This window comes from Gammaproteobacteria bacterium (genome assembly GCA_027296625.1).
Classification (GTDB): domain Bacteria; phylum Pseudomonadota; class Gammaproteobacteria; order JAKEHO01; family JAKEHO01; genus JAKEHO01.
Map to the genome: position 1 here is coordinate 1 of JAPUIX010000081.1, position 25,918 is coordinate 25,918.

22 protein-coding genes are annotated in these 25,918 nt (G+C 54.9%); 11 read left to right on the forward strand and 11 right to left on the reverse strand.

Annotated features, from left to right (window positions below):
• Together O6944_04445 and O6944_04450 are read right to left on the reverse strand one after the other, a co-directional pair.
• Positions 1-558, reverse strand: a 558-nt coding sequence (locus O6944_04445) for a hypothetical protein (GenBank protein ID MCZ6718388.1), incomplete at its 3' end; no start/stop codon positions are given.
• 521 nt (positions 559-1,079) lie between these two features.
• Positions 1,080-2,588, reverse strand: coding sequence for an aldehyde dehydrogenase family protein (locus O6944_04450; protein ID MCZ6718389.1), 1,509 nt, complete (start codon positions 2,586-2,588; stop codon positions 1,080-1,082).
• 408 nt (positions 2,589-2,996) lie between these two features.
• On the opposite strand from O6944_04450, the gene O6944_04455 reads away from it, so the two are divergent.
• Positions 2,997-3,818, forward strand: a complete 822-nt coding sequence (locus O6944_04455) for a hypothetical protein (GenBank protein ID MCZ6718390.1) — start codon at positions 2,997-2,999, stop codon at positions 3,816-3,818.
• Positions 3,819-3,912: 94 nt separating this feature from the next.
• The gene (locus O6944_04460; GenBank protein ID MCZ6718391.1) at positions 3,913-4,872 is read left to right on the forward strand and encodes a PQQ-dependent catabolism-associated beta-propeller protein; all 960 of its coding nucleotides are present in this window, start codon (positions 3,913-3,915) and stop codon (positions 4,870-4,872) included.
• Positions 4,873-5,154: 282 nt separating this feature from the next.
• Here the strand turns inward: O6944_04460 and O6944_04465 are convergent, their stop codons facing one another.
• Positions 5,155-7,491, reverse strand: a complete 2,337-nt coding sequence (locus O6944_04465; GenBank protein MCZ6718392.1) for a TonB-dependent receptor — start codon at positions 7,489-7,491, stop codon at positions 5,155-5,157.
• A 388-nt stretch (positions 7,492-7,879) separates the two neighbouring features.
• Here O6944_04465 and lpxD point away from each other — a divergent pair, with 388 nt between their 5' ends.
• The gene (gene lpxD / locus O6944_04470; protein ID MCZ6718393.1) at positions 7,880-8,926 is read left to right on the forward strand and encodes a UDP-3-O-(3-hydroxymyristoyl)glucosamine N-acyltransferase; all 1,047 of its coding nucleotides are present in this window, start codon (positions 7,880-7,882) and stop codon (positions 8,924-8,926) included.
• 72 nt (positions 8,927-8,998) lie between these two features.
• Here the strand turns inward: lpxD and O6944_04475 are convergent, their stop codons facing one another.
• Together O6944_04475 and O6944_04480 are read right to left on the reverse strand one after the other, a co-directional pair.
• Positions 8,999-9,649 (reverse strand): response regulator transcription factor, encoded by a 651-nt coding sequence (locus tag O6944_04475; GenBank protein MCZ6718394.1) that lies wholly within the window; start codon positions 9,647-9,649, stop codon positions 8,999-9,001.
• The gene (locus tag O6944_04480) at positions 9,646-11,022 is read right to left on the reverse strand and encodes a histidine kinase (GenBank protein MCZ6718395.1); all 1,377 of its coding nucleotides are present in this window, start codon (positions 11,020-11,022) and stop codon (positions 9,646-9,648) included. The genes O6944_04475 and O6944_04480 overlap by 4 nt, the downstream gene beginning before the upstream one ends.
• Before the next feature lie 346 nt (positions 11,023-11,368).
• Between O6944_04480 and O6944_04485 the strand changes: the two genes are divergently transcribed.
• The 6 genes from O6944_04485 to O6944_04510 all read left to right on the forward strand — a co-directional run bounded on the left by O6944_04485 (position 11,369) and on the right by O6944_04510 (position 16,446).
• Positions 11,369-12,169, forward strand: a complete 801-nt coding sequence (locus O6944_04485) for a DUF3450 domain-containing protein (protein MCZ6718396.1) — start codon at positions 11,369-11,371, stop codon at positions 12,167-12,169.
• Positions 12,166-13,512, forward strand: a complete 1,347-nt coding sequence (locus O6944_04490) for a MotA/TolQ/ExbB proton channel family protein (GenBank protein ID MCZ6718397.1) — start codon at positions 12,166-12,168, stop codon at positions 13,510-13,512. The genes O6944_04485 and O6944_04490 overlap by 4 nt, the downstream gene beginning before the upstream one ends.
• Entirely contained in the window at positions 13,496-14,020 is a 525-nt protein-coding gene (locus O6944_04495) for a MotA/TolQ/ExbB proton channel family protein (GenBank protein MCZ6718398.1), read from the forward strand. Before O6944_04490 ends, O6944_04495 begins: the two co-directional genes overlap by 17 nt.
• Before the next feature lie 5 nt (positions 14,021-14,025).
• Positions 14,026-14,445 carry a biopolymer transporter ExbD gene (locus O6944_04500; protein MCZ6718399.1) on the forward strand — a complete coding sequence of 140 codons (420 nt, stop codon included), beginning with the start codon at positions 14,026-14,028 and terminating at the stop codon, positions 14,443-14,445.
• A gap of 91 nt (positions 14,446-14,536) precedes the next feature.
• The gene (locus tag O6944_04505) at positions 14,537-15,187 is read left to right on the forward strand and encodes a TonB family protein (protein ID MCZ6718400.1); all 651 of its coding nucleotides are present in this window, start codon (positions 14,537-14,539) and stop codon (positions 15,185-15,187) included.
• 11 nt (positions 15,188-15,198) lie between these two features.
• Positions 15,199-16,446, forward strand: coding sequence for a tetratricopeptide repeat protein (locus tag O6944_04510; protein ID MCZ6718401.1), 1,248 nt, complete (start codon positions 15,199-15,201; stop codon positions 16,444-16,446).
• 7 nt (positions 16,447-16,453) lie between these two features.
• On the opposite strand, the gene O6944_04515 is transcribed toward O6944_04510, so the two are convergent.
• Together O6944_04515 and O6944_04520 are read right to left on the reverse strand one after the other, a co-directional pair.
• On the reverse strand, positions 16,454-17,083 hold the full coding sequence (locus O6944_04515) for a DsbA family protein (GenBank protein MCZ6718402.1): 630 nt from the start codon (positions 17,081-17,083) through the stop codon (positions 16,454-16,456).
• Between the two features lie 322 nt (positions 17,084-17,405).
• Complete coding sequence (locus tag O6944_04520; GenBank protein MCZ6718403.1) at positions 17,406-19,508, reverse strand: alpha/beta hydrolase domain-containing protein; 2,103 nt, start codon at positions 19,506-19,508, stop codon at positions 17,406-17,408.
• A gap of 54 nt (positions 19,509-19,562) precedes the next feature.
• Between O6944_04520 and O6944_04525 the strand changes: the two genes are divergently transcribed.
• Positions 19,563-20,507: a TraB/GumN family protein gene (locus O6944_04525; GenBank protein ID MCZ6718404.1), complete on the forward strand. Its 945-nt coding sequence runs from the start codon at positions 19,563-19,565 to the stop codon at positions 20,505-20,507.
• Positions 20,508-20,521: 14 nt separating this feature from the next.
• Here the strand turns inward: O6944_04525 and O6944_04530 are convergent, their stop codons facing one another.
• Positions 20,522-20,818: a DUF1244 domain-containing protein gene (locus O6944_04530; protein MCZ6718405.1), complete on the reverse strand. Its 297-nt coding sequence runs from the start codon at positions 20,816-20,818 to the stop codon at positions 20,522-20,524.
• Positions 20,819-20,952: 134 nt separating this feature from the next.
• Here O6944_04530 and O6944_04535 point away from each other — a divergent pair, with 134 nt between their 5' ends.
• Positions 20,953-22,287 carry an NAD(P)/FAD-dependent oxidoreductase gene (locus tag O6944_04535; protein ID MCZ6718406.1) on the forward strand — a complete coding sequence of 445 codons (1,335 nt, stop codon included), beginning with the start codon at positions 20,953-20,955 and terminating at the stop codon, positions 22,285-22,287.
• 56 nt (positions 22,288-22,343) lie between these two features.
• Here the strand turns inward: O6944_04535 and O6944_04540 are convergent, their stop codons facing one another.
• From O6944_04540 to O6944_04550, 3 genes are all read right to left on the reverse strand, one after another.
• Positions 22,344-22,766, reverse strand: a complete 423-nt coding sequence (locus tag O6944_04540) for an SRPBCC family protein (GenBank protein MCZ6718407.1) — start codon at positions 22,764-22,766, stop codon at positions 22,344-22,346.
• Between the two features lie 96 nt (positions 22,767-22,862).
• Entirely contained in the window at positions 22,863-24,281 is a 1,419-nt protein-coding gene (locus O6944_04545; protein ID MCZ6718408.1) for a sigma-54 dependent transcriptional regulator, read from the reverse strand.
• Positions 24,278-25,747, reverse strand: a complete 1,470-nt coding sequence (locus tag O6944_04550) for a HAMP domain-containing sensor histidine kinase (GenBank protein MCZ6718409.1) — start codon at positions 25,745-25,747, stop codon at positions 24,278-24,280. Before O6944_04550 ends, O6944_04545 begins: the two co-directional genes overlap by 4 nt.
• Positions 25,748-25,918: the final 171 nt, after the last annotated feature.

Consider the following 25,918-nt stretch of genomic DNA (forward strand, 5'->3'; position numbering starts at 1 on the left):
GATGTTCTGGCCCAGGAAGAGACTCAGGGTTCTTCCCGCCAGGACCTGGCCCCAGCTGCCGTCGACCGTGAAGAAGCCTTCACGAAAGTCGATCTGGGAACCGAACGCGGTCTCGGTGTGGGGATTATTCGTCTGCGGTGCGAAGCTGATGCGTGCCCCACCCGTCAGGCCGTTGACCGTTGGCGACTTGGCATTGAAGCTGTAGAAGATCGGCAACAAACCGGTCTGCAGCCGAGACTCTGAGATCGACGCGAGGTTACCCGCACCTTTAGACGGATCGGCCGCTCGGGTTACGATCCCCGCGCCATTATTTAGTATGCCGCCAACCACCGCCCCGGTAGTATTTACACCCGCTACGGCCCGGGTCGCGTTAGCTGCCAGACCGTCGTAGTCACTGTAGGTATAGAATTGGTTGACTTCGCCGTCGAAGCTTATCTCCCAACCGTTGTCCCCGCCGACGATGACCACGGCGTTAGCAGGCCCGCTAAGCGCCATAGCCAGCGTCGCAGAGCCGATCGCGGCTGCGAGTTTGGAGTTGGTAAATTTGGTTTCCATCATTCCCTCCTAGTTAACCACTTAACCCTTTCAGTTTTATAGGATGTTGGTTTAACCTCACGGGCTTTTGTGCCTCCCCTTTCGTTCTTTGGTGAGTCTCACAAGGCCAACGAGGCCTGATGATCATCGATGTCTTTCTCGCGAAAGACCCAGCAAAAATACTACAGGCACTCACGGCTTGCAAATTTTTTTTCAAAAATGCCACAATCAGCGATTTGTTGTTTTTATGCAACACTTTACCGGGGAACGGGGCCTCATAGGGGTGCACCGACCCGATTTGTGCCGTGCAAAATCCTTAAGTGCGCATCCTCATTGCCCGTCACTTTAGCAAGAGCTATCCAACCACATCGCCAGAAGGCCTGACATATCAACGCAATAAGGCCAGCCCGCCCGGCGCGACCCCTGCCAGGCCGGCCAAGCAAAGACAAAAAATCGCAGGCCGCGAGTGGGCGGCCTGCGATGAGACAGCGCCTCGCGACCTTTATGACTCGACAGTGCCCGTTGGCACTGCCAGTGCGACTCCCTTAGAGGGCAACGCAGACCGCCTTCTTCTGGGTATAGAGATCAAGGGCATCATGTCCCATCTCACGTCCCCAGCCAGACTGCTTGTAGCCGCCAAAGGGCAACGCGGCATCGAAGATGTTGTAAGAATTGATCCAGACGGTGCCCGCCTTCAGCTTAGCCGCCACCGAATGGGCCTTGCTGATGTCCTGGGTCCAAATCCCGGCGGCCAAGCCGTAGATGGAATCGTTGGCGGCAGCGATCACGTCATCATCCAGTTGTTTAAACGGAATGGCGGCGACCACGGGCCCAAAGATCTCTTCCTGAATCACCTTCATATGTGGCTTGGTCTCCACCAGCACAGTCGGTTCAACAAAGTAGCCCGGGCCACCGATCTTCTTGCCGCCGGTGATGGCCTTCGCGCCCTCGGCAACACCTGACTCGAGATAGCCGCACACCCGCTGGTGTTGGATCTCGGAGACCATCGGGCCCATCTGCGTCTCCGGATGCAGCCCCGGGCCCACCTTGATGTTCTTGGCCTCATTCGCGACCCCCTCGACGACCTTGTCAAAGATGTCCTGTTGCACGAATAAGCGGGACCCGGCGCAACAACACTGGCCGTGATTGAAAAAGATGGCGCTCGCAGTACCGGCTACGGCAACGTCGAGGTCCGCATCGGTGAAGACAATGTTCGGCGACTTGCCGCCGAGCTCAAGGGATAGCTTCTTCAGATCATTCGCCGCGGCCGCCACGATGAGCTTGCCCACCTCGGTTGACCCGGTGAAGGCAATTTTATCCACCCCCGGGTGCGCCGCCAGCGCCGCGCCAGCCGTCTCGCCAAACCCGGTGATGATGTTCACCACCCCGTCGGGAAATCCCGCTTCCTGGGTAAGCTCCCCAAGACGCAAACCTGACAGCGGCGTCTCCTCAGCCGGCTTCAGCACCACGGTACAGCCCGTGGCAAGTGCCGGTCCGAGCTTCCATGCGGCCATCAACAACGGAAAATTCCACGGGATGATCTGGCCGACGACCCCCACCGGCTCACGCAGTGTGTAGGCGTGGAACTTCACCCCGGGGGCATAGGGCACCGAGAGGGGGATGGTATTGCCCTCGAGCTTGGTGGCCCATCCGGCCATGTAGTGGAACAGATCGGCCGCCAGCGGCACGTCGGCAGCGCGCGCGACGCTGATGGGCTTACCATTATCCAGGGACTCCAGTTGCGCCAGCTCCTCCAGGTGCTCGTAGATGAGATCACCCAGCTTCCAGACCAGGCGACCGCGCTGCGACGGGGTCATGTTCGGCCAAGGCCCGCTCTCAAAGGCCCGGCGGGCGGCCTGAACGGCACGGTCGATATCTTCCTTGTCGCCCTCCGCCGCATGGGCGATCACCTCGGCGGTGGCCGGGTTGATGACGTCGAACATCTTTCCCGAGGCGGCGTCGACCCATTGCCCATTGATCAAGAGCTTGCGCCGCTCTTTTACAAAGCTTGCGACCGAACGGTCGAGTTGAACTTCTGCTGCTGCGACACTCATGCTTAACCTCCTGACTTTCTAGGTCATTTGTAGCAAGTCACGCTGCCGTGCTCACTCACGTGACGGCGCGTTATGACGTCCAAATCGCGAGTTTACGCCGTTACAATGGGAACAGATTAGTTTAACGAAATTCACTACAGGGTGCAGCCGAATTGATCCAAGGTGCGAACGCCCAAAACGTTTGCGATCAGAGGAATCTCAATACCCAAACCCGTTGGAACTTCCCATGGCTAAATGGAGCCAAACGATGGAGCGCCCCTGCCCGCCATGGCGAAATTTGTCCGGCGAGGAACGTATGTCTGTAATCTGTTGAAAAGACAGTAATTACATCCGGTTTGCGTTAAGATCGCACACCAGCGCGATGGTCACGTTTGAAGCGTGAAGGAACTTAAGGAGAGTAAAAATCCAATGATACGAACTCACCTTGGACCGATGTCGATCCCCATTCTCGGCGTCGGACTCACCATCGCAGGTGCGCTTGCTGGCGCCGAGCCCATCGAGATTCATCTTGCCTACCTCGGCGACACATCAAGCACGGCCTACATCGGCGCCAAGCAAGGCCTGAGCGAGGCGAACCTGCAGGGGCAGTTCCTTGGACAAACCTATACCCTAGAAGCGACATCCTCCGATGCCTTGGTTGCCGGCAGCGATCCCAAGCCCGCGGTGGTGCTCGCTGCCCTTGATGAAGCTCAGTTGTTCGCACTCAGCAGCGCGCTTCCAAACACCCCGATCTTTAACCTCACCGCCACCGACGACAGCCTACGGGCGGCGTGCAACACGAATCTCTTTCACGTGATCCCAAGCCACCGTATGAAAGCGGATGCGGTTTCTCAATGGATGCAGAAGCACAAAGACGCCAACGTGAGCGCCCAGGCCTGGCACCGGGACTTTAAGAAATACGCCGCCCGGGAACTGAACAACCGCTTCCGCAAAGCCAATGGGATCCCAATGGATGATGATGCGTGGGCAGGATGGGCGGCGGTCAAGATGACCTCGGACACGGTGGCGCGGGAAGGCCGTACGAACCCAGAACAATTGCGCACGTACTTTAAAGAGAAATTGCGATTTGATGGTCAAAAAGGAGTCGGGCTCAGTTTTCGCAACACAGGGCAGCTACGCCAGCCGCTGCTGATTGTCGAGGACGACAAACTTGTCGGCGAAGCACCGGTTCGCGGCGTCGTAGACACCACAGATCTTGATAGCCTCGGTCTTAAAAACTGTCCCAAGTAAAGTTTTATTAATGCGAAACATTAATCAATGCCGTATGCAACTTGCTGTTTTTCGATCAGGCTGCAATGAAAAACATTGGAGGAGTAGAACCGTCATGAAATATGTACTGTCCTCAGTCGCCGTGGCTTTGCTGTTAGGCGGTTGGAACGTCACCGCCGAGCCGACCTATCGGATATTCGTCACCAATGAAAAGGACAACACCGTCAGTGTGATCGACAGCCAAACGAATAAAGTGGAAGAGACCATTGATGTTGGCAAGCGCCCGCGCGGCATCGGTCTTGCCCCGGACGGCAGTGAACTGTATGTCGCCGTGAGTGAAGAGAACGCCATTGCCGTCATCGACCCAAGAACGCTGGAAGTGCTCCGCAAGTTCGAAGCCGGTTCGGATCCGGAGACCTTCGCCGTCCACCCCAACGGCAACATTTATATCTCCAACGAAGACGATGCCAAGGCCACAGTGTACGATCCCGAAACGGGTGCGGCGTTGGTGGCGATCCCGGTTGGGCTGGAACCTGAGGGGGTCGCCATTTCACCAGACGGCACGCGTGTGATCGTCACCAGCGAATCCAGCAATATGCTCCATGTGATCGCTGTGCCGGAACACGCGATGGTCGCCAATATCGTAGTGGGCGCAAGACCCCGATCGGCAACATTCACTAAGGACAGCAACACGGTCTATGCCACCTCTGAAGTCAGTGGCGAGGTCACAGAGGTGGATATGACAACTCATCAGATCGTGAATAAGGTGTCGCTGGATGGGATCGACAAGGCAAAGCCAAAGGACATCCTGCTGAGTAAAGATGAGACGACCTTATACGTTGCCGGCGGCCGAGCGGCGAAGATCATTGTCCTCGATGCCGAAACGCTGGAGATCAAAGACACCATACCGGTGGGCAAACGGGTCTGGGGGCTTGCCATGTCGCGTGATGGCAGTCGCGTGTACACAACCAACGGTATCAGCAACACGGTATCGGTGATCGACACGGCAACCAACAAGGTGATTGCAACTATTGAAGTCGGCAAGGCGCCATGGGGGGTGCTGATCGACGACTAGGCAATGCCTGTCATGATTCGGTGATGCGCCCTGAAGCTCAGCAGTCGCCATTAATCTTAAGAAGATGCGGAGAAAGTCCGTTTATGGCTTATGGAGGCAGGACTTCTGCGAAATCAATTGGCCTTAAGCTTTGGTATGAATACGACCCATCATAGTCGCAATTCGTCAGCATGTCCGTGTATTGCATAGCCCGGTGCGATTTTCAGCAGCCTCTTCTTATGGCCCAACAAAAAAGCGGGCACTAGAGCGCCCGCCAAGAGCAGATAGTGCCGGAGGAGGTTGTTAGATCTTGATCCTGAGTCCAATCCAGCCCCCAATAGGCGCCCCGGGGGTTAAAAAGCGCGGGTTACTAAAGGACGGGAAGACCTCGTCGGGTTCACCCAGAAGCCCAAAGGTTTCGTAATCGGCGTTGAAAAGGTTGTTTACCTTGAAGAAGACCGACGCATCCTGATAAAACACCCACTCGCCGCGCAGATTCACCACCACATACCCATCGATGGGTTGAAGTAGATTGGCCTCGTCACCCCTGAGGAACTGATCCCCTGCATAGAGGAGATCCCCACCAATGCTCAGATTCGGCAGGATGGCAACATCGCCCCCCAACTTCAGGTTGTGCTGGGGGATGGACGGAATGCGGTCTCCCGACTGCACTTGGATATCGCCGTTGGCATTGGCAAGGGGGTGGTTGGGACTGCTCACCACAAACCGGTCCTGGAATGTCGCGTCAAGGAACGTGTAGTCCACAAACCAGGTCAGCCTCTGAACGACGCCGTTAAGCCCCAACTCCATGCCGACACGTTTGGTATCGCCAACATTGTCAAAGAAGCCCTGATTGGCGGTGGCACCGCCCGTGCTAACGAAAATGATGTCGTCGTTATTGACAATGTGAAATCCATCCACCTTCCACTCAACGGCTGGCCCGAGATCACCGCGGGCACCCACCTCGAAGGTCTTGGCCACCACTTGGTCGAGCGGGGGGTCGGCCAGAAAGGCATTCGGCAGTCGGCAGGGGGCGTCGGGGTCTGAGCACGTCAGCTCCACGGGTGTCGGGGCGCGCGCTGATTCGGTGTAGCCGCCGTAAAACCCCAGGTCGGGCCGGTACTGGTAGGTGGCGCCTGCCGCGGGATTGAAGCGCTCGAATGTATGATCGCCGTTGAGACGGGGCTCCAGGCCTGTCTCGTCACGGATTTTAATCTGCGTGTTGTTGTAGCGCCCTGAGAGCGTCAACGCGAGCTTTTCTGTCAGCGCCAAGGTGTCGGTCACATACAGTGACCCGTTTCTCCGCCGCGTGTCGAGGGCCGTGGTTTCATCCGGGATAAAGATGTTGGTCCGGGTCGTGCTGCGATCGGCATTCAGCATCGCTGCCTGGACGACTGATTGGAAATCGGCAGAACCCTCACCGTAGCTCCCCCCGAAAATGAACTGGTTTTCACGATCAAACAGATCATTTAACAAGGTTGTCTGCAACGTGCCGCCGTAGCTGTCTTGTTCTGTGGTACTGGTGTTGTTGATGGCATCAAAGCTCGCCGGTATGGGATTGCCGTTCTGGTCCTCGATGGGCGTTGTCGGATCGTCCTCCTCGCAAAGGAAGGCAGCATTCGGCGGGTTGCACGCCTCAAAGGGAGTGGCATCGCCGTTGAACGCATCCACATCGTTGCTGCGATAAAAGCCGTTAGCGGAGATCAGGGTGTTCTCATTCAGCCAATGCGACCCTTCCAGGATGTAGAAGAGCAGGTTGTTCTTGGTGATATCGGGCGAGGTAAAGATCGCCGAGCGGTCCATGGCGAGGAGTTCCACGGGCGCAGGTCCGTTGCCTGTGAGATCGCTGTCGCCCCAAGTGAACGAGAAATCCAGCGTGCTGGCCTCCCCTCGCCATCCCAAACTGCCATACGCGTTGCCAAGGTCCGATGGCGAGGCATCTCGCCAGCCATCCTCAGTAAAGTAGTTTAAGGCAATAAAGTATCCTAAGGCGCCATTGTTCCCGCCACTCTCAGCTTGCGTTTGAATGCGTCCGAAGGAACCGCCCGATACCTGGCCTATAAAGGTACCCGGATTAATAAAGCCGTTCTTGGTCTGAACGGATATGGCACCACCCAGGGTATTCAAGCCAAACAGTGGATTGGACCCCGCAATCAGATTGATGCTGTTAATGGCCACATTGGGGATGAGCTCCCAGTTGACGGTGTCACCGAACACCTCGTTGACGCGCACGCCATTTTGATAAACAGCAAGGCCCTGGGGCAGACCTAAGAGCGGTCCCGCGACAAACCCACGGTATTGGACGTCCGGTTGCAGCGGGTTGCCCTGCGCCTCGTTGATCGTCACGCTGCCAATGTTGCGGTTTAGGAATTCAGTGATGTCGACGCTTTTTGTCCGCTCTATATCCTCGCCGCTGGCCGTTTGCCAGTTGGCCGGGATCTTGTCTAACGGGAGACCCACCCCATGGGTCGGTGTGGTGCCGACGACCTCGACTTCTGTCAACGTTTCTGGTTCGGGCGTTTCCCCCTCCGCGTAGCTCTGCTCGCCCTGCGCCGCACCAAAGACCAGGAGCGCGGTGCCGAGCAATTGGGCAGCACGGCGCCAAACGATGTGCTTATCCTCCATAGACTTGTGATTCACGATGTCTCCTTCCTGAGCGCGTTCTTGTTATTTCGACAACATCTGGATCCCTTGCCGTCAAAATATAACGACCTTGCGCGGCATAGGCCAAACAGCAATCAAACCCAGAGGGGCCTCCTCCCACGAACTGCAACAACAGTGTTGCCTTTCGCTGCGAACGACGTTGTGTCTCCATCATAGCCGTATGGGGGCTTTTAAAAATCAGAAAGAGAGAAATAACGCCTGGGACTCCTTCCCAGGCTTAGCAGGATTTATTCCCGCAGCCAAACTAAAGCGTGATGGCTTTGTACCTAAACGAGTCCGGGTTGCAATTTTTATCAATGTAGGCCTGAATTCAATAATTGGTTAAAGAGTGCCTTATAGATCGATCTAGCTACGGAGGGGTGTTATGAACATCACACTGGCGAGCATTCAGCAGGCGGTGGGCGGGAAAATAGACGGTGACGCTAACCTATCCATCCGCGGCGTCAATGACCTGCGCGGCGCGAGCAACGATGAGATTACCTTTGCCGAGAGTGAACGGAATCTCAAACAGGCCGAGTCCACAGGCGCTAGCGCCGTAGTCGTGCCTGTTGACTTCCCCGCGCTGCCAGGCAAGTCGCTGCTGCGCAGCGCCAGACCTAAAGAAACGTTTGTGCGCATCATGCTGTTGTTTAATCCGCCGCAGCGCCCAATCAACGGGGTTCACCCGGACGCATGCATCGCACCGGACGCCAAGCTCGGGCAGAATGTCGCGGTGGCCGAACGCGCGGTTCTCCGTCCCGGGGTGCAAGTGGGCGACAATACCGTGATCGAATCCGGCGCGCACCTCGGACGGGATGTAACCCTCGGCGCCGACTGCCTTATCGGTCCCAATGTCGTGCTCTATCCAGACACACGCCTAGGCGACCGCGTACGCATACAAGCGGGCACAGTCATTGGCGGTGATGGCTTCGGGAATCTATGGACCGGCGAGCAGCACCAGAAGATTCCACAACTGGGCACGGTGGTCATAGAAGATGATGTCGAGATAGGCTCTAACGTCTGCATTGACCGCGCTACGTTTGGAGAGACGCGCATCCGGCGCGATGTCAAGATCGACAACCTCGTGCAGGTCGCCCATAACAACGATATCGGTGAGCACAGTATCCTGGTGGCCCTGGTCGGTTTGGCGGGCAGCGTTACACTTGGAAAACGCGTCACGCTGGGCGGGCAAACCGGCGTAGCTGATCACGTGAACATCGGTGACGAGGTTATCGCCGCGGCCCGAACTGGCATCACGAAGAACATTCCTTCAGGGCAAATTATCTTGGGCTTTCCCAGCCGCCCGATCAAGCAGGCTCGAAAGGAAATAGCCAGTATGTCCCGCCTGCCACCACTGATACAACAGGTGCGAAAACTCGAACTCAGATTGCAGCAACTTGAAGAACAGCTACTGAGTGGCGATGCAGAGTAACGCCTGATGGGGTTCTAGAAATCAGCCTTTTAGAAGCTTCCTTAAGATGAATCGATCTGAATCAAGAACCCGCTATGCCTTAACGATGCCATAGCGAATGGCAAGACGGACAAGTTCTGCAGCGCTGGTGACATTCAGTTTGCTCTTGATTTGCGTGCCGTAATTGGCCACGGTCTTGTAACTTAAGGATAAGCGATCCGCTATCTCGCTCGTGGCGAGCCCTTCTGCAAGCAGACAGAATATCTCAAACTCGCGGGTTGAGAGATCCGTAAACGGTGTTCCCTTACCTCGGCTCTTCTGAAACGCCAGGCGCTGCGCAATCCCCGCATCCAGGTGAATATTGCCACTGGCGATCTGTTTGACCGCTTCAACCAACACTTCCGGCGCGCTACTCTTAGTGATATAACCGCGGGCCCCCGCCTGCAGCGCCTGCTCAACAAATACCGTGTCCTCGTGCATGCTGAATACCAAGATTCGAGCGCTGGGATCACGCGCGATGATTCGCCGTATCGCCTCGATTCCGCCAATCCCTGGCAACGATAGATCCATAACCACAACATCCGGCTTTGCCTCAACGAAACGTTTGCAGGCAAGTTCACCACTGTCCGCTTCCGCCACGATCTCAATGTCCGCTGAATCCTCCAGCAGCATGCGATAACCAACCCGCACGACCGCATGGTCATCCACGAGCAAGACCTTGATGTGATCAACTGCTCCGTTCATTCCCCACGCGTTTTGGGCTCTAAGGGTATCGTCACCCGAAGCGCCACACCGGTTCCTGAACTCGACGCCAGAACAAACTCGCCATTTAAGGCCGCGGCGCGCTCGCGCATGCCCAGAAGACCGAGTCCGGGGCGTGTTGATTCCAGTTCAAAGCCCTGCCCATTATCGCGAATCATCAATTGGACGCGCTTTGTGCTCTCCACATGATCGCCGTTCGCCATGTCATCAGCGAGTTTGAGTGTGATGTCCACTTCCGTTGCCTTGGCGTGTTTCGCAATGTTGGTCAGGCTCTCCTGAATGATACGATAGATACTAATATTGATCGCTTCGCCAAGATCGTTCAAGGCCCCCTCGGTTCGAAATCGACAAAAGACATCTTCATGGTGTGCGTTCCAGTCATCAATCGTGTCTTGCAGCGCTGCCACCAAACCAAGTTCGTCAAGGACAACCGGGCGCAATCGGCGCATCATGTTACTGACGACATCGTACATGTGGGTGGAAAATGAAATGATCGCCTGCGCGCGATCCTGCGTTGGAGCGCTGGTGCCATTTTGCGGGTTATTGAGCGATACGGCCACCGCCTTGATCGCACTGATAGACTGGCCAAGTTCATCGTGCAGCTCACGAGCCAAATGACGACGTTCCGCTTCTTGGATCGCGAGAGAATGCTGCGTGAGGTAACGATTCTCCTCACGACTCTGCTGTAAGACCTCTGCCATATGATTGAACTTTTGCGAGATCCCATCCAGCTCAGGTAAATTAAAAGTAGGCAGCCGAGACCGGTAATCGCCCTGCTCTATCCCATCCAGCGCCTTCAGAATGGCATCGATCGGTTGCAACGCACGACCGATGGTGAAAAACACAAGACCGTTAGCGAGTAGCATAAACAGCAGTAAGAGTCCGAGAACGCCTCGCGCCTCCTTCCAGGCCTCCGTGATCTCATCGGAGGGATTTGCCTGAACAATGATCTCGGTGAAAGGTATCCCGGTCGCAGATAACGTTCGTTTGAATTCCAGCGGCTCAGGGGCAACGAGGTGCACAAACCAACGAGGGGCATCCGCCCGGATAGGACGTTCGGTGTTTCGAGGCGGCGAAGACGCTGTACCGATGGATTTCCGTAGCTCGATATCGAGATGCCGTGATCGCTCAAAATGGCTGATTTGTTCAACCAGGCGCGTTTGTACCTCACTTTGTTGCTCGGCGCTAGCACTCGCAAAGGCCACTTCAATCAATTGCAATGTCAGGTTCGCAGTCGACTGGATTTCTTCATATACCGCCCGGCGCGCGTTGTGTATCACGAGAACGGCACCGAGAATCAGTATCAGCGCGAACAATAGCGTGATAAGCAGGTTGAGTCGGAATCTTAAGCTCATGCCTGGAGGTTTTCAGAATGCAAACAGCACACCGGTCGAGGTTACCATTTTTGAACCTCGCGAGCTGCCAACGCCGCCCGCAACTGACAATATATCGCCTTTCAATGCATGCTTGAACGCCTCCCGGATGATGCAACCATCAAATGCTCTTCTGCTAGTGCCGGTTTATAACAATCAAAATCTATCCTCACCATGCCTCAGGACGGATGCCCAGGTTGTTCAGGAAAAATTCCTAAACGCTTTCCCGGTATTTTAGTGGCTTGGGACTGCCCGTTATTCAGAAAGTTGTGCTGCCGGAAATGGCGAGCATGAGAGGGTAGCCAATAAAACCCATGATGGGGCGATGATGAGCCAGATAACCATCACCTGCTGGGTGCACCGCCTAAAGGTGGCACTCGCCTACAGTTTCGTAACGCTTGTCCTTTTTGGCGATGTACGGGCCGCAACTGATCCACTCGAGTCTGCTGTCGATACCAAGATAAAAGGCCAGAAAGAAGCGGTTCAATCCCAGACGCGAGTTGACAAGCTAGCCGACGAGACGGCTGTGCTAATCGGCGAATATCGCGCCGTGACCCGGCAGACCGACAGTCTCAGTGGCTACAACGATCAGATTGAGCGGCTAGTTGAGAATCAGGAGGAAGAATTTGCTGCGATCGCCCGTCAACTTGCCAATATCGAGGTTGCACGGAGAAAGATCGTGCCGCTCATGCTGCGCATGTTAGAAGTCCTTGAGAACTTCGTCATGCTGGATGTCCCGTTTCTTCCTGAAGAACGCCGCCTGCGAATCGAGGCACTAAAAGAGATGATGGATAAACCCGACGTATCACTCCCCGACAAATACCGCCGCCTCATGGAGGCCTATCAAATCGAGATGGACTATGGCCGCACCATCGAGGCCTACAGCGGCACCCTGGAACAGGAGGGACAACCACGGACGGTCGATTTCCTTCGCATCGGGCGCATTGCGCTCCTTTATCTGAGCCTGGACGGTGAGGAAACCGGCTACTGGGACGCCAAGGCAAAAACGTGGACGGTGCTCCCAAAAAACTACAATCGCTCAATCGCCCAAGGAATTCAAATAGCCCGTAAGCAGGCCCCGCCTGATTTCATCACGCTCCCAATCTCGGCACCGGTCACCGCACAATGATAAAGAGTTTGTTCATCGTGCTTATGCTTGTCGGGGCAACGGCGTCCGCGGAAACACCCACTACGTTGAACGAGCTCCTCGAACAGGCGCGCAAGCAACGTACCCTACAGAAAGAAGAAAGTGCGGCCCGGGAGCAGCGCTTTATTGAAGCGAAGGAGCAGCAGCACGCCTTGCTCGAGGAGGCCAAAGCGATGCTCGTCGGTGAAGAGGCGCGCAGTGAACAACTCAGAAGAGCCTATGAGGATAACGAGAGAACGATAGAAGAGCAGGAAGCATTACTTAGAGAACGTATGGGCTCGCTGGGCGAACAACGTGGCATCGTAAGACAGGTCGCCGGCGAGATGAAGGCCATACTCGAGTCCTCCCTTGTCTCCGCGCAGATACCGGATCGTCCACTCTATGCCGACGCACTCGCCGAAGGTGAAGAATTGCCGTCGATCGAAGAGCTTGAGCGCCTTTGGCTACTCGCCCTGGAAGAGATGGTTGAATCCGGCAAGGTGATCCGTTTCCCGGCAACGGTGATCACCGGCGACGGGCAAGAAAGCGAACGGCAGGTCACACGCATTGGCGTGTTCAATGCCACGACAGATGGCCGATTCCTGCGCTACCTCCCGGAGGCGGGCAAACTGGTAGAGCCACAGCGCCAGCCCGCACGCCGTTACCAACGCATGGCGCTCGATCTGGAGCAGGCAAACGCCGGGATTGTAGCGACGCCCGTCGATCCGACCCGGGGCGCCCTACTTTCCTTGCTGATCCAGACGCCTGATCTTGAGACTCGCATAAAGCAAGGTGGAATCGTCGGCTACATCATCATCGCGATCGGTGGGGTTGCGCTATTGATTGCACTTCAGCGCTTCATTGTATTAACCACAATCGGCCAAACTGTACAACGACAGATGCAGCAAGAAACGCCTAATGCCAATAATCCCCTCGGCCGGATCATGGCAATTTTTACGGAGAACCCCCGCTACGATACTGAAACCCTGGGTCTCAAACTTGACGAAGCCATTCTTCGAGAATTACCCCAGATTCAGCGTGGCCTAGGGACGCTCGCCATCCTCGCCGCCATCGCGCCATTACTCGGATTACTTGGGACCGTCACCGGCATTATCGAAACCTTTCAAGCCATCACTCTTTTTGGAACGGGCGATCCGAGATTGATGTCCGGGGGGATCTCCCAAGCACTTGTTACCACCGTATTGGGCCTTGGGGTGGCGATACCAGTTCTACTCGTTCACAGCTTTTTGTCGTCCACGAGCAACCAGCTGATCCAAGTGTTAGATAAACAAAGCGCTGCGATGGTAGCGCGGCTTGCGGAGCAGCACCATGCACAGACTGTTTGAGTTCGTTGACCTGTTATTAAGATTCCTCGAGCGGGGTGGACCTGTGCTCGCAGCAATCCTGGTGCTGTCTATCGTGCTATGGATATTAATTCTTGAGCGTTATCAAAACCTCTACGTAACTTTTCCCCGGAAGCGACAAGCAATCATCAACCAGTGGCAACGGCGCCAGGACCGCTCATCCTGGCATGCTCGTCGTATTCGCGAAGGGATGGTCGCCGAGATCGGCGTCTCGTTGAGGCGTTTCCTGTTACCGATCGCTGCATTGACGATTGTCTTGCCGCTGCTTGGCCTTCTTGGAACAGTGACCGGTATGATCACGACCTTTGAAGTGATGATGGTATATGGCACGGAAAATGCCCGTGGCATGGCCGCCGGTATTTCACAGGCGCTGCTGACAACAGCTGCCGGCCTTGTGACCTCCCTCGCGGGTTTGTATTTCAGTTCCAACTTGGAGAACCACGCAAAGGTTGAGATTCAGAAGGCCTCTGATTTACTCGTCTACCACTGATCGCCATGCGCCGGACACATACTGAAGAACAATCCACGTCGATCGGGGTCAACCTGACCCCACTCATCGATATGGTTTTCATCCTACTAATCTTCTTTCTGGTTACCTCATCGTTCGTCAAGGAGTCAGGAATCGACGTCAACCGCCCAACAGCACAGACGGCGACGCGCATGGAACGGGGAAATATCATCATTGCCATCAACAAAGACGGTGAAATCTGGATGGATAAGCAGCAGGTAGATGTTCGCTCCGTTCGATCACACATTGAACGACTGCACGCGCAAAATCCTGAAGGGACCGTGATCATTCTCGCCGATCAGGATTCGCGTACAGGACTGCTGGTAAAGGTGATCGACCAAGCACGGCTTGCTGGAGTAGGAAATGTCGCAATCGCCGCCTCGCAAGATGAAGAAGGACCGCGATGAGTCGCAGTAGGCGTCTGTGCCCTATATCAGATTGGGTTGTGCCAATGCTTTGGGCGTACATGTAACACGGTGACGACACCGAATAACCATAGTGCGGATTCCGATCATCATCATCCTGGCTATCGCTATAAACCTTCTGCTCTTCTATCTGATCCAGCAGATGGTAACCAGCGACCAGCCCAAGCTTGCGGACATTGAGGATATACAATTCATCGATTTCGTGCGGCTCAAGCGTGATAGCGAACCGCCAGACGCAAAACAACGAAAAACCCTGCCCGAGAAGCCGCCGCCACCCGAGGAGCCGCCACCTCCTCCCACCGCTGCAAAACTTGAACCGCAAAAATCCAAGCCAGAGAAGCTCCTCATGCCAACGCCCGAGGTGGACCTGCCGCTACGAATCACAGGAGGTCCCTACCTCGGTGAGGTTTACTCCGGTGCAAAAGAGAGGCCATCCGGCCCCATAGGCATCGACGAGAATGTCAGGCCAACGCTAAAGATCCCGCCGATCTATCCACCGCGCGCATTGCGGCGCGGGATTGAAGGCGTGGTCACAGTCGAATTCACCATAGCGGAGGATGGAACGGTCAAGGATCCCGTTGTCGTGAATGCAGAACCGGAGAAAGTCTTCGACCGCGCTGTATTACAGGCCATACGCAAGTGGAAGTTCAACATTAAAAAGATTGACGGTGAACCTGTTGAGCGGCGCGCCCGTCAAGATGTCCGATTCAAACTTCAGCAATAAATTGTGAGCCGATGAAAAGCGTATATATCGCGCATCTCCAATTCTGTTTTTTCGGACTTCTGATACTCTCAGCCAAGGGCTTTGCCGAAGAAGCGCCTCAAGACAGTCGCTATCTTCTCTCAGAACAAACGTATCAGGTCCTAGCCGATGTTCACACAATGATAGAGAAGGAAGATTATCAGGAAGCGCTCGCAACACTGCATCAACTCAGACCTAAATTAAAAGGTAATAGTTATGAGCTTGCTGTCATTGATCAGAATCTCGGATACGTGTACCACGTCACAGGTGATTATCCAAAAGCAATCGCTGCCTTCGAGAGCGCAATACGCACCAATGCGCTACCATCCGGGGTTACCCATAGCCTCACGTACAACCTCGCACAGTTACTAATCTATACGAAAACGTATCAAGACGGGCTTCAATATTTGAACACATGGTTAAAAAATGAAACGGCCCCGCCTCCGGACGCTCATATCTTAGCCGCGTCGGCATACTACCAACTCGACCAATATGACGAAGCCATCCCGCATGCTGAGACCGCCGTGCAACAGGCTGAGCAACCAAACGAATCATGGTACCAACTGCTGCTCGCCTGCTATTACCAACGGTCACAATATAAGAACGCCGCTACGTTGCTAGAGGAGATGATCATCCAGTTCCGAAAGGAACGATCCTACTGGTTGCAACTTACTGGGATGTATCAGCGGCTGAAACGCGATGAACGAGCGCTTGCAGTTTTGGAGCTTGCGTATTCACAAGACATGTTAGACGAAGAGGACTTGTTACGCCTCGCTCAGCTGTACCTGTACATGCAATTGCCCTATAAGGCCGGACAGTTGTTGGCAACAGAAATTGAACAAGGACGAATTACGAAGAGTAAACAGAACTGGGAGTTACTTGCCAACAGCTGGTTGCTGGCGCAGGAAATGAAGCAAGCAGCGAATGCGCTTCAACAAGCCGCGCAACTCGCCGACGACAGTGCTTTGTTTTATCGGCTAGGACGGATATACCTAGATCTCGAACAATGGGACGAGGCCATCGCGGCCCTTCAAGCGAGCATAAACTCAGGTGAACTTGACGATCTGGCTGATGCCTATCTTTTCCTTGGCATCGCCGCCTACAGAAAGGGAGATCACAAACTCGCAATGAAAGCGTTTAAAAAGGCGGTCACCTATAATAAGACGCAAACGCAAGCAGACCAGTGGCTGCAACAACTTGTGACAGAAGCGGAACTCGCCCCGACCGACAGCACCCTATAGACCAGGCCTAAAGGTACGGTCGCGCAAAGGGATCATCTTGCATATCGGGCAACAGCTTGCCTAAGTCACGATGTATGGTTCGTAATAACCATTCGATCCGATCATTGCCCATGAAGCTTTGCCCACGGTAAACAAAAAATGGCACGCCGAAGAGACCGTCCTCGCGACTTTGTTCCATCCCTTTTAGGACGCGTTTGTGGATTGCACGCTCGCCCGCCGCCCGTACGGTAGCGGCGGGATTAAGCCCGCAGGACGATGCAATATTGCCTATCGCATCGTCCGTTCCAATGTCACGGCCCTCGGAAAATCGCGCCGCGTGAGTCGCCAAACCAAACTCTCGGCCGAGCCCTTGATCCTGCGCGTACACAAATGCCGCATGCGGGCGAACCCAGTCGGTATCAAACGGCCTTGGCCAGCGTAATGGCAATCCGTATGCTTCGGCAAATCTTGCTACGTCAGCAGTAATATATTCACCCTTGGCGGGATTTGCTCGTGGATCCGCGTCGAATTCCTTTGGTGGAAAGCACGGAATAAACTCAAATTCCAGCGGCAAACGCGGGATCACACGATTCATCCGATAGAATGAGAGCCACGAGTAGGGGCTCCGAAAACTAAAATAGAATCGGACCGTATCCATATTGACTCCTCGGTTACTACTACGACAACGCGTGCAGCTTATCTCTTAGCCTTGAAAATCACCTGGCACCGCGCGGTTCACCATCGCAGAGCCGGTTTGTGATCATTATTCATCCCGCGCTCGGCGTGAATCATTGATGGCTCAAGCCAAATACAAAAGGTTATTATTCATTCTTTAAATATCTTCTCACATACCGGCACCCACCGGCCCCCTCCTCATGATATGGCACATTCCTATTAGAGTATATTCGGTATTGCGACCGGCAAGTCTTTGAACGAGATACGGTTAGACACGACTTGACTGACGGGCGCCGGCCCTCGCCCTACCAACCACGCCTGCCAAGGGTGAGCCAATGCCAGTAACCATCGGACCGGGCGAGCACACGCGGCACATCTTCAGGCAGCATGAATCCTTCGGCGACCAGTGCTCGAGCCGCACCTTTGACACGGGCCAGATAATCGATGCGGCCCACATAAAGTGATTCAATGCTCGGGCGCGGGTCCTGGGTTTGTTGCCGCTTTGCTTCTGTCCAAGGAAAAGGGATCGTCATGCCGACGTAGTTCATCAATCCCCAGCTATCCTCAGGAAGTCCTTCCCTAAGGCTCCAGGGCGTATACGTGGCTAACGGGACTTCAAGCTCGACATTGCGGACGCCGCTTCGCTCGTTTCCGTATGCGTCGACTTGAGGAACAAGGGATGGAAATGCCGAAAGCACCCGCGGCGGTTGCAGGGTGATGATGCCCCGATGCCATTCGGGGCCATAGTCTACCCGGTAGGCCTCGTGCACGACCTCAGGCGTCTCAACGCCGGGGATCGCCGGAAAGTCCAACGCACTCACAGGAACGAGGGTACCACCCGCGATCCGCGGATATCGACTCTCAGGCGGGGCCCTGTCGTGTGTGACCCAATCAATCAATCGAATCATCAGCGCCCGAAGATTGACCTGAAAATCGAGTGGATTACCACGATAGATCACAGCGCCGTATTTCGCCAAGTGCTCGCGTGGCGGAAATTCACCAACGAAATGTTGTGCGCTGGCCAAATGATAGATGCGCTCCGAAGGGCCCGGCTCGACATCCTTGTCACCGTCGACGCTCGTGTGTATCAGCGAGGCCGCCCGTCCCCAGTACTCATAGCCGGTATTGGTGTAGATGACCTTGGGTACATGATTCGCGTGGTGTTGGTGCAGATAAAGACCGTCCAGATACCCGGTCTCCGGATCCCGTTGGAGGGAACTCGTGAACGGAAACAGGTCGGTCGGGTAGAAAAACGTGGCGTATTGATGGGCATCGCGTGAAGGCTGCGCAAAACGGTGATTAAAGCTGCCTCGCCCTGCCCCAGCGCCATGGATAAACATGCCATCGAACACCTTGCGTCCGTCCTCGTCTGTATTGAAGCCTTGATACAGAAAGTGTCTCAAGAACCGCCCTGATTGGGAGACACCAAAGGCGATGCCGTAATCAACACGGAACGGGCTTTGAGGGTTATATTTTGCATAGGACAGCGTGTCGCGCACCGCGGCAAGACCTAAGCCCACCAGCGCGGCACCCTTGGCCATATACACCAGTTCATAAATCTTTCCTGGCCCGAACCCGCCTCTGAGCACGATCTGCGTTCTTGCCTCTGTGAACCACCAGTCACTGCGCGGCACAACGCGACGGGGCGCAAGCCTGCCGTCTCTCACCGTGAGGACGTTGTCGGGATGGTTCAGATCGGCAACCGCGTACGCCAGATGCCCATGATGTCCGAGGCTCAACCGGTCGACCAGCTGATCCACAGTCCAATCGGCCCGCACCAGGCCCTGGATCGGTCGACCGTTGTCGGTCGCGACGGGCACTGTCAAACGCAAACGGTGCGGCGCACCCGTTACGTCGAACTGCCAGCCAACCCAGATCACGGTCAGGCCACGACGCATCAACAAGCCATCGCCAAAATCCTCGCGAACCACGGGGTTATCAGTAAACCGCCCGGCATTGAAATACGCTAAGGCCGCTTTCCCACCACGGTTACTGACCTCCAAGAGAGCGACGCAAGATAATCGGCACGGTGCCTTCGGACGCAGCACCATGAAATTAGCACTCGCCCTTATCTTTCCGGCCGCATCGCGGGGCGCCTTGATAAGGTCAACAATACGTGCGTTTATGGGATTCTTGGGATCAATCTCGAATCGGATCTTGCCGGTGAGCTTTTCGTAAGGTCCCACCTCACCAAACGGCTGCCCATCCAGCACATCGCACCTGTCGCTCACTTCGATACCGACGACCTCGGCCTGAGCCGGTAGGCCGAGCCCGACGAAGCCACAGACACACGCGCTGAAAAGGACGACATGTCGACAGGTTTCTGGCCACGTCCGAGTACGGTTCCAATCCATCACTGTATCCCGACAGAAAGGTAGAATTTTGCCGATATCCCTGCTGCGTTGCATTCCCTGTCTGCTTTAGGCAGCCTTACACGTACGCTTGACGATACCGGCCCACACATGTGCTGTTTAAAGAACCTCGTCGCTGTCATCGTAATGCTCTCATTCTGTTTGGCGATTGGCGATGCCTTGGCGAGCGAGGATCCATGCGCCCAGATCAATCCACCGCCTCCCCTGTCGGAGAGCGAAATGGCCAAGCATCCATCGATACCTTACGGCCATGGATTGCTTTGGAAGGTTGAACGTAATAGCACACCGCCAAGCCACCTATTTGGCACGATGCACTCCCAGGACCGGCTCGTTACCCGACTACCGCCGCCGGTACGGTTGCCATTGGCACAGAGTGATACGCTCGTCATGGAAGTCGAGCTCGATGAACTGGCAAACCAGGTGTTTACTGAGAGCATGTTTTTTGCAGATGGTAACACTCTACGCACGCTGCTAGACGATGGCATGTATGAACGACTAAGCATGGAAATTGCAGGTTATGGCGTTTCGCCAGACGATGTTGAACGACTTAAACCGTGGGCCGCATTCACCGTATTGGGTCGCCCCCGTCCCGTAAACGCACCGACGCAGGATGTGGTCTTACTGCAAACAGCACTGGCACAACACAAGCCAGTTTATGGGTTGGAGACTATGCAGGAGCTGGTTGCGGCGATGGAAGGGCTGGCCATAGAGGACCAGGTCACGATCTTGATTGACACAGTATGCAACCACGACGTCATTCTCAAACAGACCTGGGAACTGCTACAACTCTACCTGGCACGAGACCTTGCTGGGATGGTCGCGTTCAATGAGCGTCCGCACGATGATGAAGCGCTGTTCCAACGTTTTATGCAACGGATTGTCTATGACCGAAACATTCGCCTGGCGGCACGAATGCAAAAACACCTGATCCAGGGTGACGCGTTTATCGCAGTTGGAGCGCTACATCTCCCCGGCGAGCGAGGTATATTGCGGTTGCTCGAAGAGCAGGGTTATCGCATCACGCCAGTCTTTTAGCGGAATCCTCTTCTCTATGATGATTTAACACCGCTGTCGAAGGCCTTGACCTGCTCTGCTGACGCCTCTTTTTGATATTTTCCCTTCCATTGTGCATAGGGCATCCCATAAATGGTCTCACGCGCCTCTTCATAATTCATTTCCATACCACGGTCTTCAGCGGCAGCCAGGTACCATTTTGAAAGGCAGTTTCTGCAGAAACCTGCAAGATTCATGAGATCGATATTTTGTACCTCTGTATGTTCACGTAAATGCTGCACGAGTCGCCGAAACGCAGCCGCTTCAAGCTCAAGTCGGGTCAGATCATCCATTGTTTCATCCCATGTGTTTTGTGTTACGAGTTTTGAATGGCAGTAGGTGTCAGCTATTATAGCCTTTCCGGCGTCCTGCTATATGTGCATACAGAGCTATGAGCGATTAATTCTCTAAAAATGAGACGCCTCAAGTGACAGAAAAATCCCGCCTCCATGAAATTCTCATTGTCGGGGGCGGTGCCGGTGGTCTTGAACTCGCCAGTAAGCTTGGACAGACACTCGCCAAACGTGGGCGGGCCCATATCACACTCGCCGATTCTAACCTGACGCACCTCTGGAAACCGCTCCTGCACGAGGTGGCAGCAGGGACGCTCAACTCCCATGAGGACGAATTAGACTATTTGCCATTGGCCCAGTGGCGGCATTTGCGCTTTCGCTTGGGCACCATGGACGGACTCGATCGAGAAAATAAAACCATTGCACTGGCGCCAACGCTGGACGAAAACGGAGACGAGGTGATCCCGCGCCGGACCTGTACCTATGACACCCTCATCATCGCCGTTGGTAGCGTGACAAATGACTTCGCCGTCCCGGGTGTGCAAGAACACTGCAGCTTCTTAGACACCCGTGAACAGGCAGACCGGTTCCACCGACAACTCTTGACGTCCTATTTGAAGGCGTATACCCAGCACGAGCCACTACGTGAAGGGCAACTGCACATTGCCATTGCCGGTGCGGGTGCCACAGGCGTAGAGCTCGCCGCAGAGCTGCATAACGCAACTCAACAGCTGATCGCCTATGGGCTGGACGACCGGATCACCCCGGAGAAGGATATGAAGATCACGCTTATCGAAGCGGCGGACCGTATACTGCCCGCCCTGCCGGAGAGGGTGTCAACACCAGCACGGCGTGCCCTGGATACGCTCGGGATCCAGGTCTGTTCCGGCGAGCGCATCAACAGAGCGACCCAAAAGGGCTTTGAGACGGAAGCAGGCCTGTTTATTCCAGCCGAGATCAAGGTTTGGGCGGCTGGCGTAAAAGCACCCGATTTCTTGAGTGGCCTTGATAGGCTAGAGTGCACTGCCGTCAACCAACTCGTGGTCAAACCAACACTGCAGACCACCCGTGATGAGCACATCTTCGCCTTTGGGGATTGCGCAGCGTGCCCGCAACCAGACACCGACGAATGGGTCCCACCGCGCGCGCAGGCGGCCCGCCAGCAGGCCGCGTTTCTGGCAAAGTCCATTGACCGGCGGCTCAGAGGAAAGCCATTGCCTGTCTATATCTATCGCGATTACGGGTCCCTAGTAAGCTTAAGCCGTCACAGCACCGTGGGAACTTTGATGGGCAACCTGCTGGGTAAGTGGTCCCCATACTTGACCATCGAGGGGGTGCTTGCTCGCATTGCTTACTTATCTCTTTATAAGATGCACCAATTGGCCGTAGAGGGATTTGTACGCGTCACCTTGCTCACACTTGCCAACCTGCTCACCCGAAGGGCAAAACCACGCCTGAAACTGCATTGATTGTACGTCTTGTTAAATTAGCCCGTGCAACGCGGAAACGGGCTAACCGAAGCAGCTCAACCACCGAAAAACTTTTTCAAATTGTCGAAGCCTGTCTGATAGATCCCCTGGATCGTCTCCATAGCGTCCGCTTCGGTCGCCCCGCTTGGCTTAAACTCACTTGACCATTCCACAACCGAGACGTTGCCATCACCTTCATCGCGCACACGAATAGTGGAAACATAGTCGGAAACGGGTAAGGGACTATCGATGATCGCATAGCTGTATACCCGTTCATTATTATCGATATGCTCAAGACGCTCGATGATGGTACCGCCACCGGCAAGCGTAAGCCGCCGTATAGTACCTTTTCCTTCCTCTTCAAGTTCACTTTTTTCAACAGCGGGATGCCAATCCGCCAATGTGTTAAACCCACCGATGAGTTCCCAAACCTTATCAGCAGGTACATTGAGTTTCGTTGTTACGTTTACTTTGCTCATGTTAGCGGTCCTCTCTGTTTCTTTTATGACGTAAAATTATCTGAAAATGAATACCGAGCACCTCCACGCGATCATACGCTGATCACAGTACCTTGTTCATAATCCGTGCTTCTTCATCCTGTAACGCAACGCCATACGAGTCAACCCCAGCTCCCTTGCTGCTTGCGATACATTACGATCAGTCCTCTGCAACGCCTTCTCGATCAACAGACGTTCGGCATCATCAATGGTAAGTGTCTCTAAATCCGCTGATGTGCGTTCGCTTAAAGGCGAGGATTGAGGACTCAACATAAGAGAATCCGCCGATAGCTTTCCTCCACCGCTCAGTAGAACTGCCCGCTCCATGACATGCTTCAGCTCCCGCACATTGCCCGGCCATGAATAGCACATGAGCGCCTGCTCCGCGTCTTGTGTCAACATTGGCTCGTCCAACCCATAACGTACCGTCGTTTGACCGGCGAAATGCCGAGCAAGGATGAGAATATCATCTCCCCGTTCACGTAGCGGTGACATATACAAGCTAAGAACATTAAGCCGGTAGAAAAGGTCAGAGCGAAACCGGCCTTCCTCCAGCAGCTTTTTCAGATCTCGGTTAGTTGAAGCAATAAACCAAGCCGCCACAGGGCGTTCTTGGGGACTCCCAACACGGCGCAGTGTTCTGCGCTCAAGCACTGCCAATAGTTTCGATTGCAAATCGAGCGGTAGCTCGCCAATCTCGTCTAGCAAAAGCACACCGTCTTCAGCTGCTTCAATCAATCCCGTGCGTGCGGCATGGGCGCTGGTGAACGCACCCTTCTCGTGGCCGAAGAGTTCGGCTTCAATGAGTTCCTTGGGTAGCGATGCACAATCTACGTGCACAAAGGATTTATCTCGCCGGGCGCTGGAGGCGTGCAACAAGCGCGCAACCACATCTTTTCCTGTGCCAGTCTCACCAAGGATCAGAACCGTTGGCGGGACTACCCCAGCCGCGCTAGTAAGCCTGCCGATATGTTTGACTTGCTCGTACACCCGCTTGATGTCCGGACCTTCCCCGAGTAACGCGACATCCTCCGCCGCATGGCTCTCACGCTTTTGTGAATAGGCCAAGCGCCGTGCGAGCTCTTCCTTAGCAAAAACCTTCTGCACATTGACCAGCAGCTCATCCAAATCGATAGGCTTCTTCACATAATCCGAAGCATTTAACTTCATGGCGGCAACGGCATCCTCCACTTCGCCGTAGGCGGAAAGCACGAGCACCGCAACTTCCGATTGGTACCTCTCCCGCAAATCGGTGAGAAAATCCAGACCCGACCCATCCGGAAGTCGCATATCCAAGAGGATAAGGTCCGGTGTGATCTCCTGAAACTTGCTACGAGCCGCATCCAATGTCGCAGCGACAGCGCATTGATATCCCGCCCTCTCGAGCTGCTTACATACCGCCTTTGCAAACACAGCCTCGTCCTCAACGACCAAAACCCGCTTCTTTAAGACCGGCACCTCAACGGTGTGGGCGAGAATATCGGGTTGTTCGGTCATTCTCGCGTCTCCTGCGTAGGCGCAAGTGGCGCAGCAATCACCACCTCAGTCCCGCCGCTATTGTGCGAATGAAAATCCAACGTCCACCCATGGGCCTGACAAATCTTAAATGCTATTGGGATCCCAAGTCCGGTACCGAAGCGTTTTGTTGTCGGCCCCGGTGCCAGGTTGCTCGGCTTGGGATCGAAGCGCATACCGGGCCCAGCATCCTGAATACAGACCCTCAGCTTTTCTTGTGTGTTCTCCATGCGAACAGTCACCTCGGTCCCTTGTGGTGACGCGTCGACCGCATTTGCCAGAAGTTCATGGAGCGCTTGTTCCATCAGATCCGCATCGACCAAGACCTCCTTATCGTGGTCCCAACCGCGCCTTCTCACACGTATGGCCTTCTCTTCCAACTTGGGTTTCAAAAGCGTCAAAGCAGCATTCAGCAGCGGGCCGACATGTGCTCTTACCGGCTGGGGCTTCAATGGATGCAAATACGACACCAGGGCATTTACCCAGCGGCCCAGCCGGTCCGTTGTCACTAGGATCGCATGCTTAGCCTCCCGCAGCTCGCCGGGATCATCGGCGTCATCGAGCACCTGCGCGGCTGCACGTATGCTCGCAAGAGGATTGCGAATATTATGGGCCACCACGGGGACCAACGCGCCGAGCGCAGCCTGTTTTTCACTCTCAACCAAGGCATCGCGGCTCGAGGCAAGATCTGTAGCCATCGTATTAATCGCCTGGGCAAGATTGCTCACCTCCTCCACGCCATCCTGCGGGATTTTGTGGTCCAGCTGCCCGCCACTGATGATACGGGCGCCACTCATGACTTGAGCCATAGGGCGAACGAAGCCCTTCTGCACGATACGGCGGGAGAACAACAATAGCCCGATCGCCAGGACGACGGGAATGGGCATGATAATGGGAGCAAACCATGTCCAGCGCTCCATTGTCCGGTCGAGCTCTTCGTGTTGCGCCGACAGCATTGCTCCGAAGTCCTTGTAAGCATCCTCAAAGATTCCCACGACACGTTTTTCGTAGCGCGCATTAAGAATCTTGATTCGTACTTCTCGGACAGCGTAGGGATCCGAAAAGATGTTATTCATATCTTTTTGAATGACACGATAGGCCTGCTGCATCGACTGAATGGCAAGATCTTCCGGGCGGGATACCGCATGTTTGCGGAGCTCATTAAATTGTCCCTCTATCCGCTGCGAGTAATCGGTATACAGGGTCACCGCCCTCGGATCCTCCATTAATCTTGCGCGAGTGACTTCCTTGATCTGCCTAAACAAGTCGCTGCGGATCTGCTGGGCAGCACCAATCAAATTGTTAATACGAACCGACTCCGCCGATGTCTGATGCCAGAAATAGGCCGAAAGCCCGCCCAGGACACCCGTGACTGCTACCAGTAACAGAAAAGCAAGCTCGTGGGTAAGCAAAAGGCTCTTTAGAGAACTGGGACTGCGGATGCGCATCGAGACCATTATAACGTATGCGGCAGTAGAGACTTACGGCCCCCAGCACCAGCTGACGGCGACTTCCGTCAGACAATGGCAGGCCACGGCTGGCGTTTCAACCCACCCTCGTCCGACCGGTATATGGTGTACGAGATGGCTATTTTAAACCAATCGCGTGGTTGCTGTGGA

What these genes read in the sequence shown, in the direction of transcription:
- O6944_04450 (MCZ6718389.1), bottom strand. Translation starts at nt 2,588, where the DNA reads ATGAGTGTCGCAGCAGCAGAAGTTCAACTCGACCGTTCGGTCGCAAGC.
- O6944_04490 (MCZ6718397.1), top strand. Translation starts at nt 12,166, where the DNA reads ATGATAAAGAGTTTGTTCATCGTGCTTATGCTTGTCGGGGCAACGGCG.
- O6944_04460 (MCZ6718391.1), top strand. Translation starts at nt 3,913, where the DNA reads ATGAAATATGTACTGTCCTCAGTCGCCGTGGCTTTGCTGTTAGGCGGT.
- O6944_04545 (MCZ6718408.1), bottom strand. Translation starts at nt 24,281, where the DNA reads ATGACCGAACAACCCGATATTCTCGCCCACACCGTTGAGGTGCCGGTC.
- O6944_04475 (MCZ6718394.1), bottom strand. Translation starts at nt 9,649, where the DNA reads ATGAACGGAGCAGTTGATCACATCAAGGTCTTGCTCGTGGATGACCAT.
- O6944_04525 (MCZ6718404.1), top strand. Translation starts at nt 19,563, where the DNA reads ATGTGCTGTTTAAAGAACCTCGTCGCTGTCATCGTAATGCTCTCATTC.
- O6944_04550 (MCZ6718409.1), bottom strand. Translation starts at nt 25,747, where the DNA reads ATGCGCATCCGCAGTCCCAGTTCTCTAAAGAGCCTTTTGCTTACCCAC.
- O6944_04540 (MCZ6718407.1), bottom strand. Translation starts at nt 22,766, where the DNA reads ATGAGCAAAGTAAACGTAACAACGAAACTCAATGTACCTGCTGATAAG.
- O6944_04455 (MCZ6718390.1), top strand. Translation starts at nt 2,997, where the DNA reads ATGATACGAACTCACCTTGGACCGATGTCGATCCCCATTCTCGGCGTC.
- O6944_04495 (MCZ6718398.1), top strand. Translation starts at nt 13,496, where the DNA reads ATGCACAGACTGTTTGAGTTCGTTGACCTGTTATTAAGATTCCTCGAG.
- O6944_04480 (MCZ6718395.1), bottom strand. Translation starts at nt 11,022, where the DNA reads ATGAGCTTAAGATTCCGACTCAACCTGCTTATCACGCTATTGTTCGCG.
- O6944_04485 (MCZ6718396.1), top strand. Translation starts at nt 11,369, where the DNA reads ATGAGCCAGATAACCATCACCTGCTGGGTGCACCGCCTAAAGGTGGCA.
- O6944_04530 (MCZ6718405.1), bottom strand. Translation starts at nt 20,818, where the DNA reads ATGGATGATCTGACCCGACTTGAGCTTGAAGCGGCTGCGTTTCGGCGA.
- O6944_04500 (MCZ6718399.1), top strand. Translation starts at nt 14,026, where the DNA reads ATGCGCCGGACACATACTGAAGAACAATCCACGTCGATCGGGGTCAAC.
- O6944_04520 (MCZ6718403.1), bottom strand. Translation starts at nt 19,508, where the DNA reads ATGCAACGCAGCAGGGATATCGGCAAAATTCTACCTTTCTGTCGGGAT.
- lpxD (MCZ6718393.1), top strand. Translation starts at nt 7,880, where the DNA reads ATGAACATCACACTGGCGAGCATTCAGCAGGCGGTGGGCGGGAAAATA.
- O6944_04510 (MCZ6718401.1), top strand. Translation starts at nt 15,199, where the DNA reads ATGAAAAGCGTATATATCGCGCATCTCCAATTCTGTTTTTTCGGACTT.
- O6944_04515 (MCZ6718402.1), bottom strand. Translation starts at nt 17,083, where the DNA reads ATGGATACGGTCCGATTCTATTTTAGTTTTCGGAGCCCCTACTCGTGG.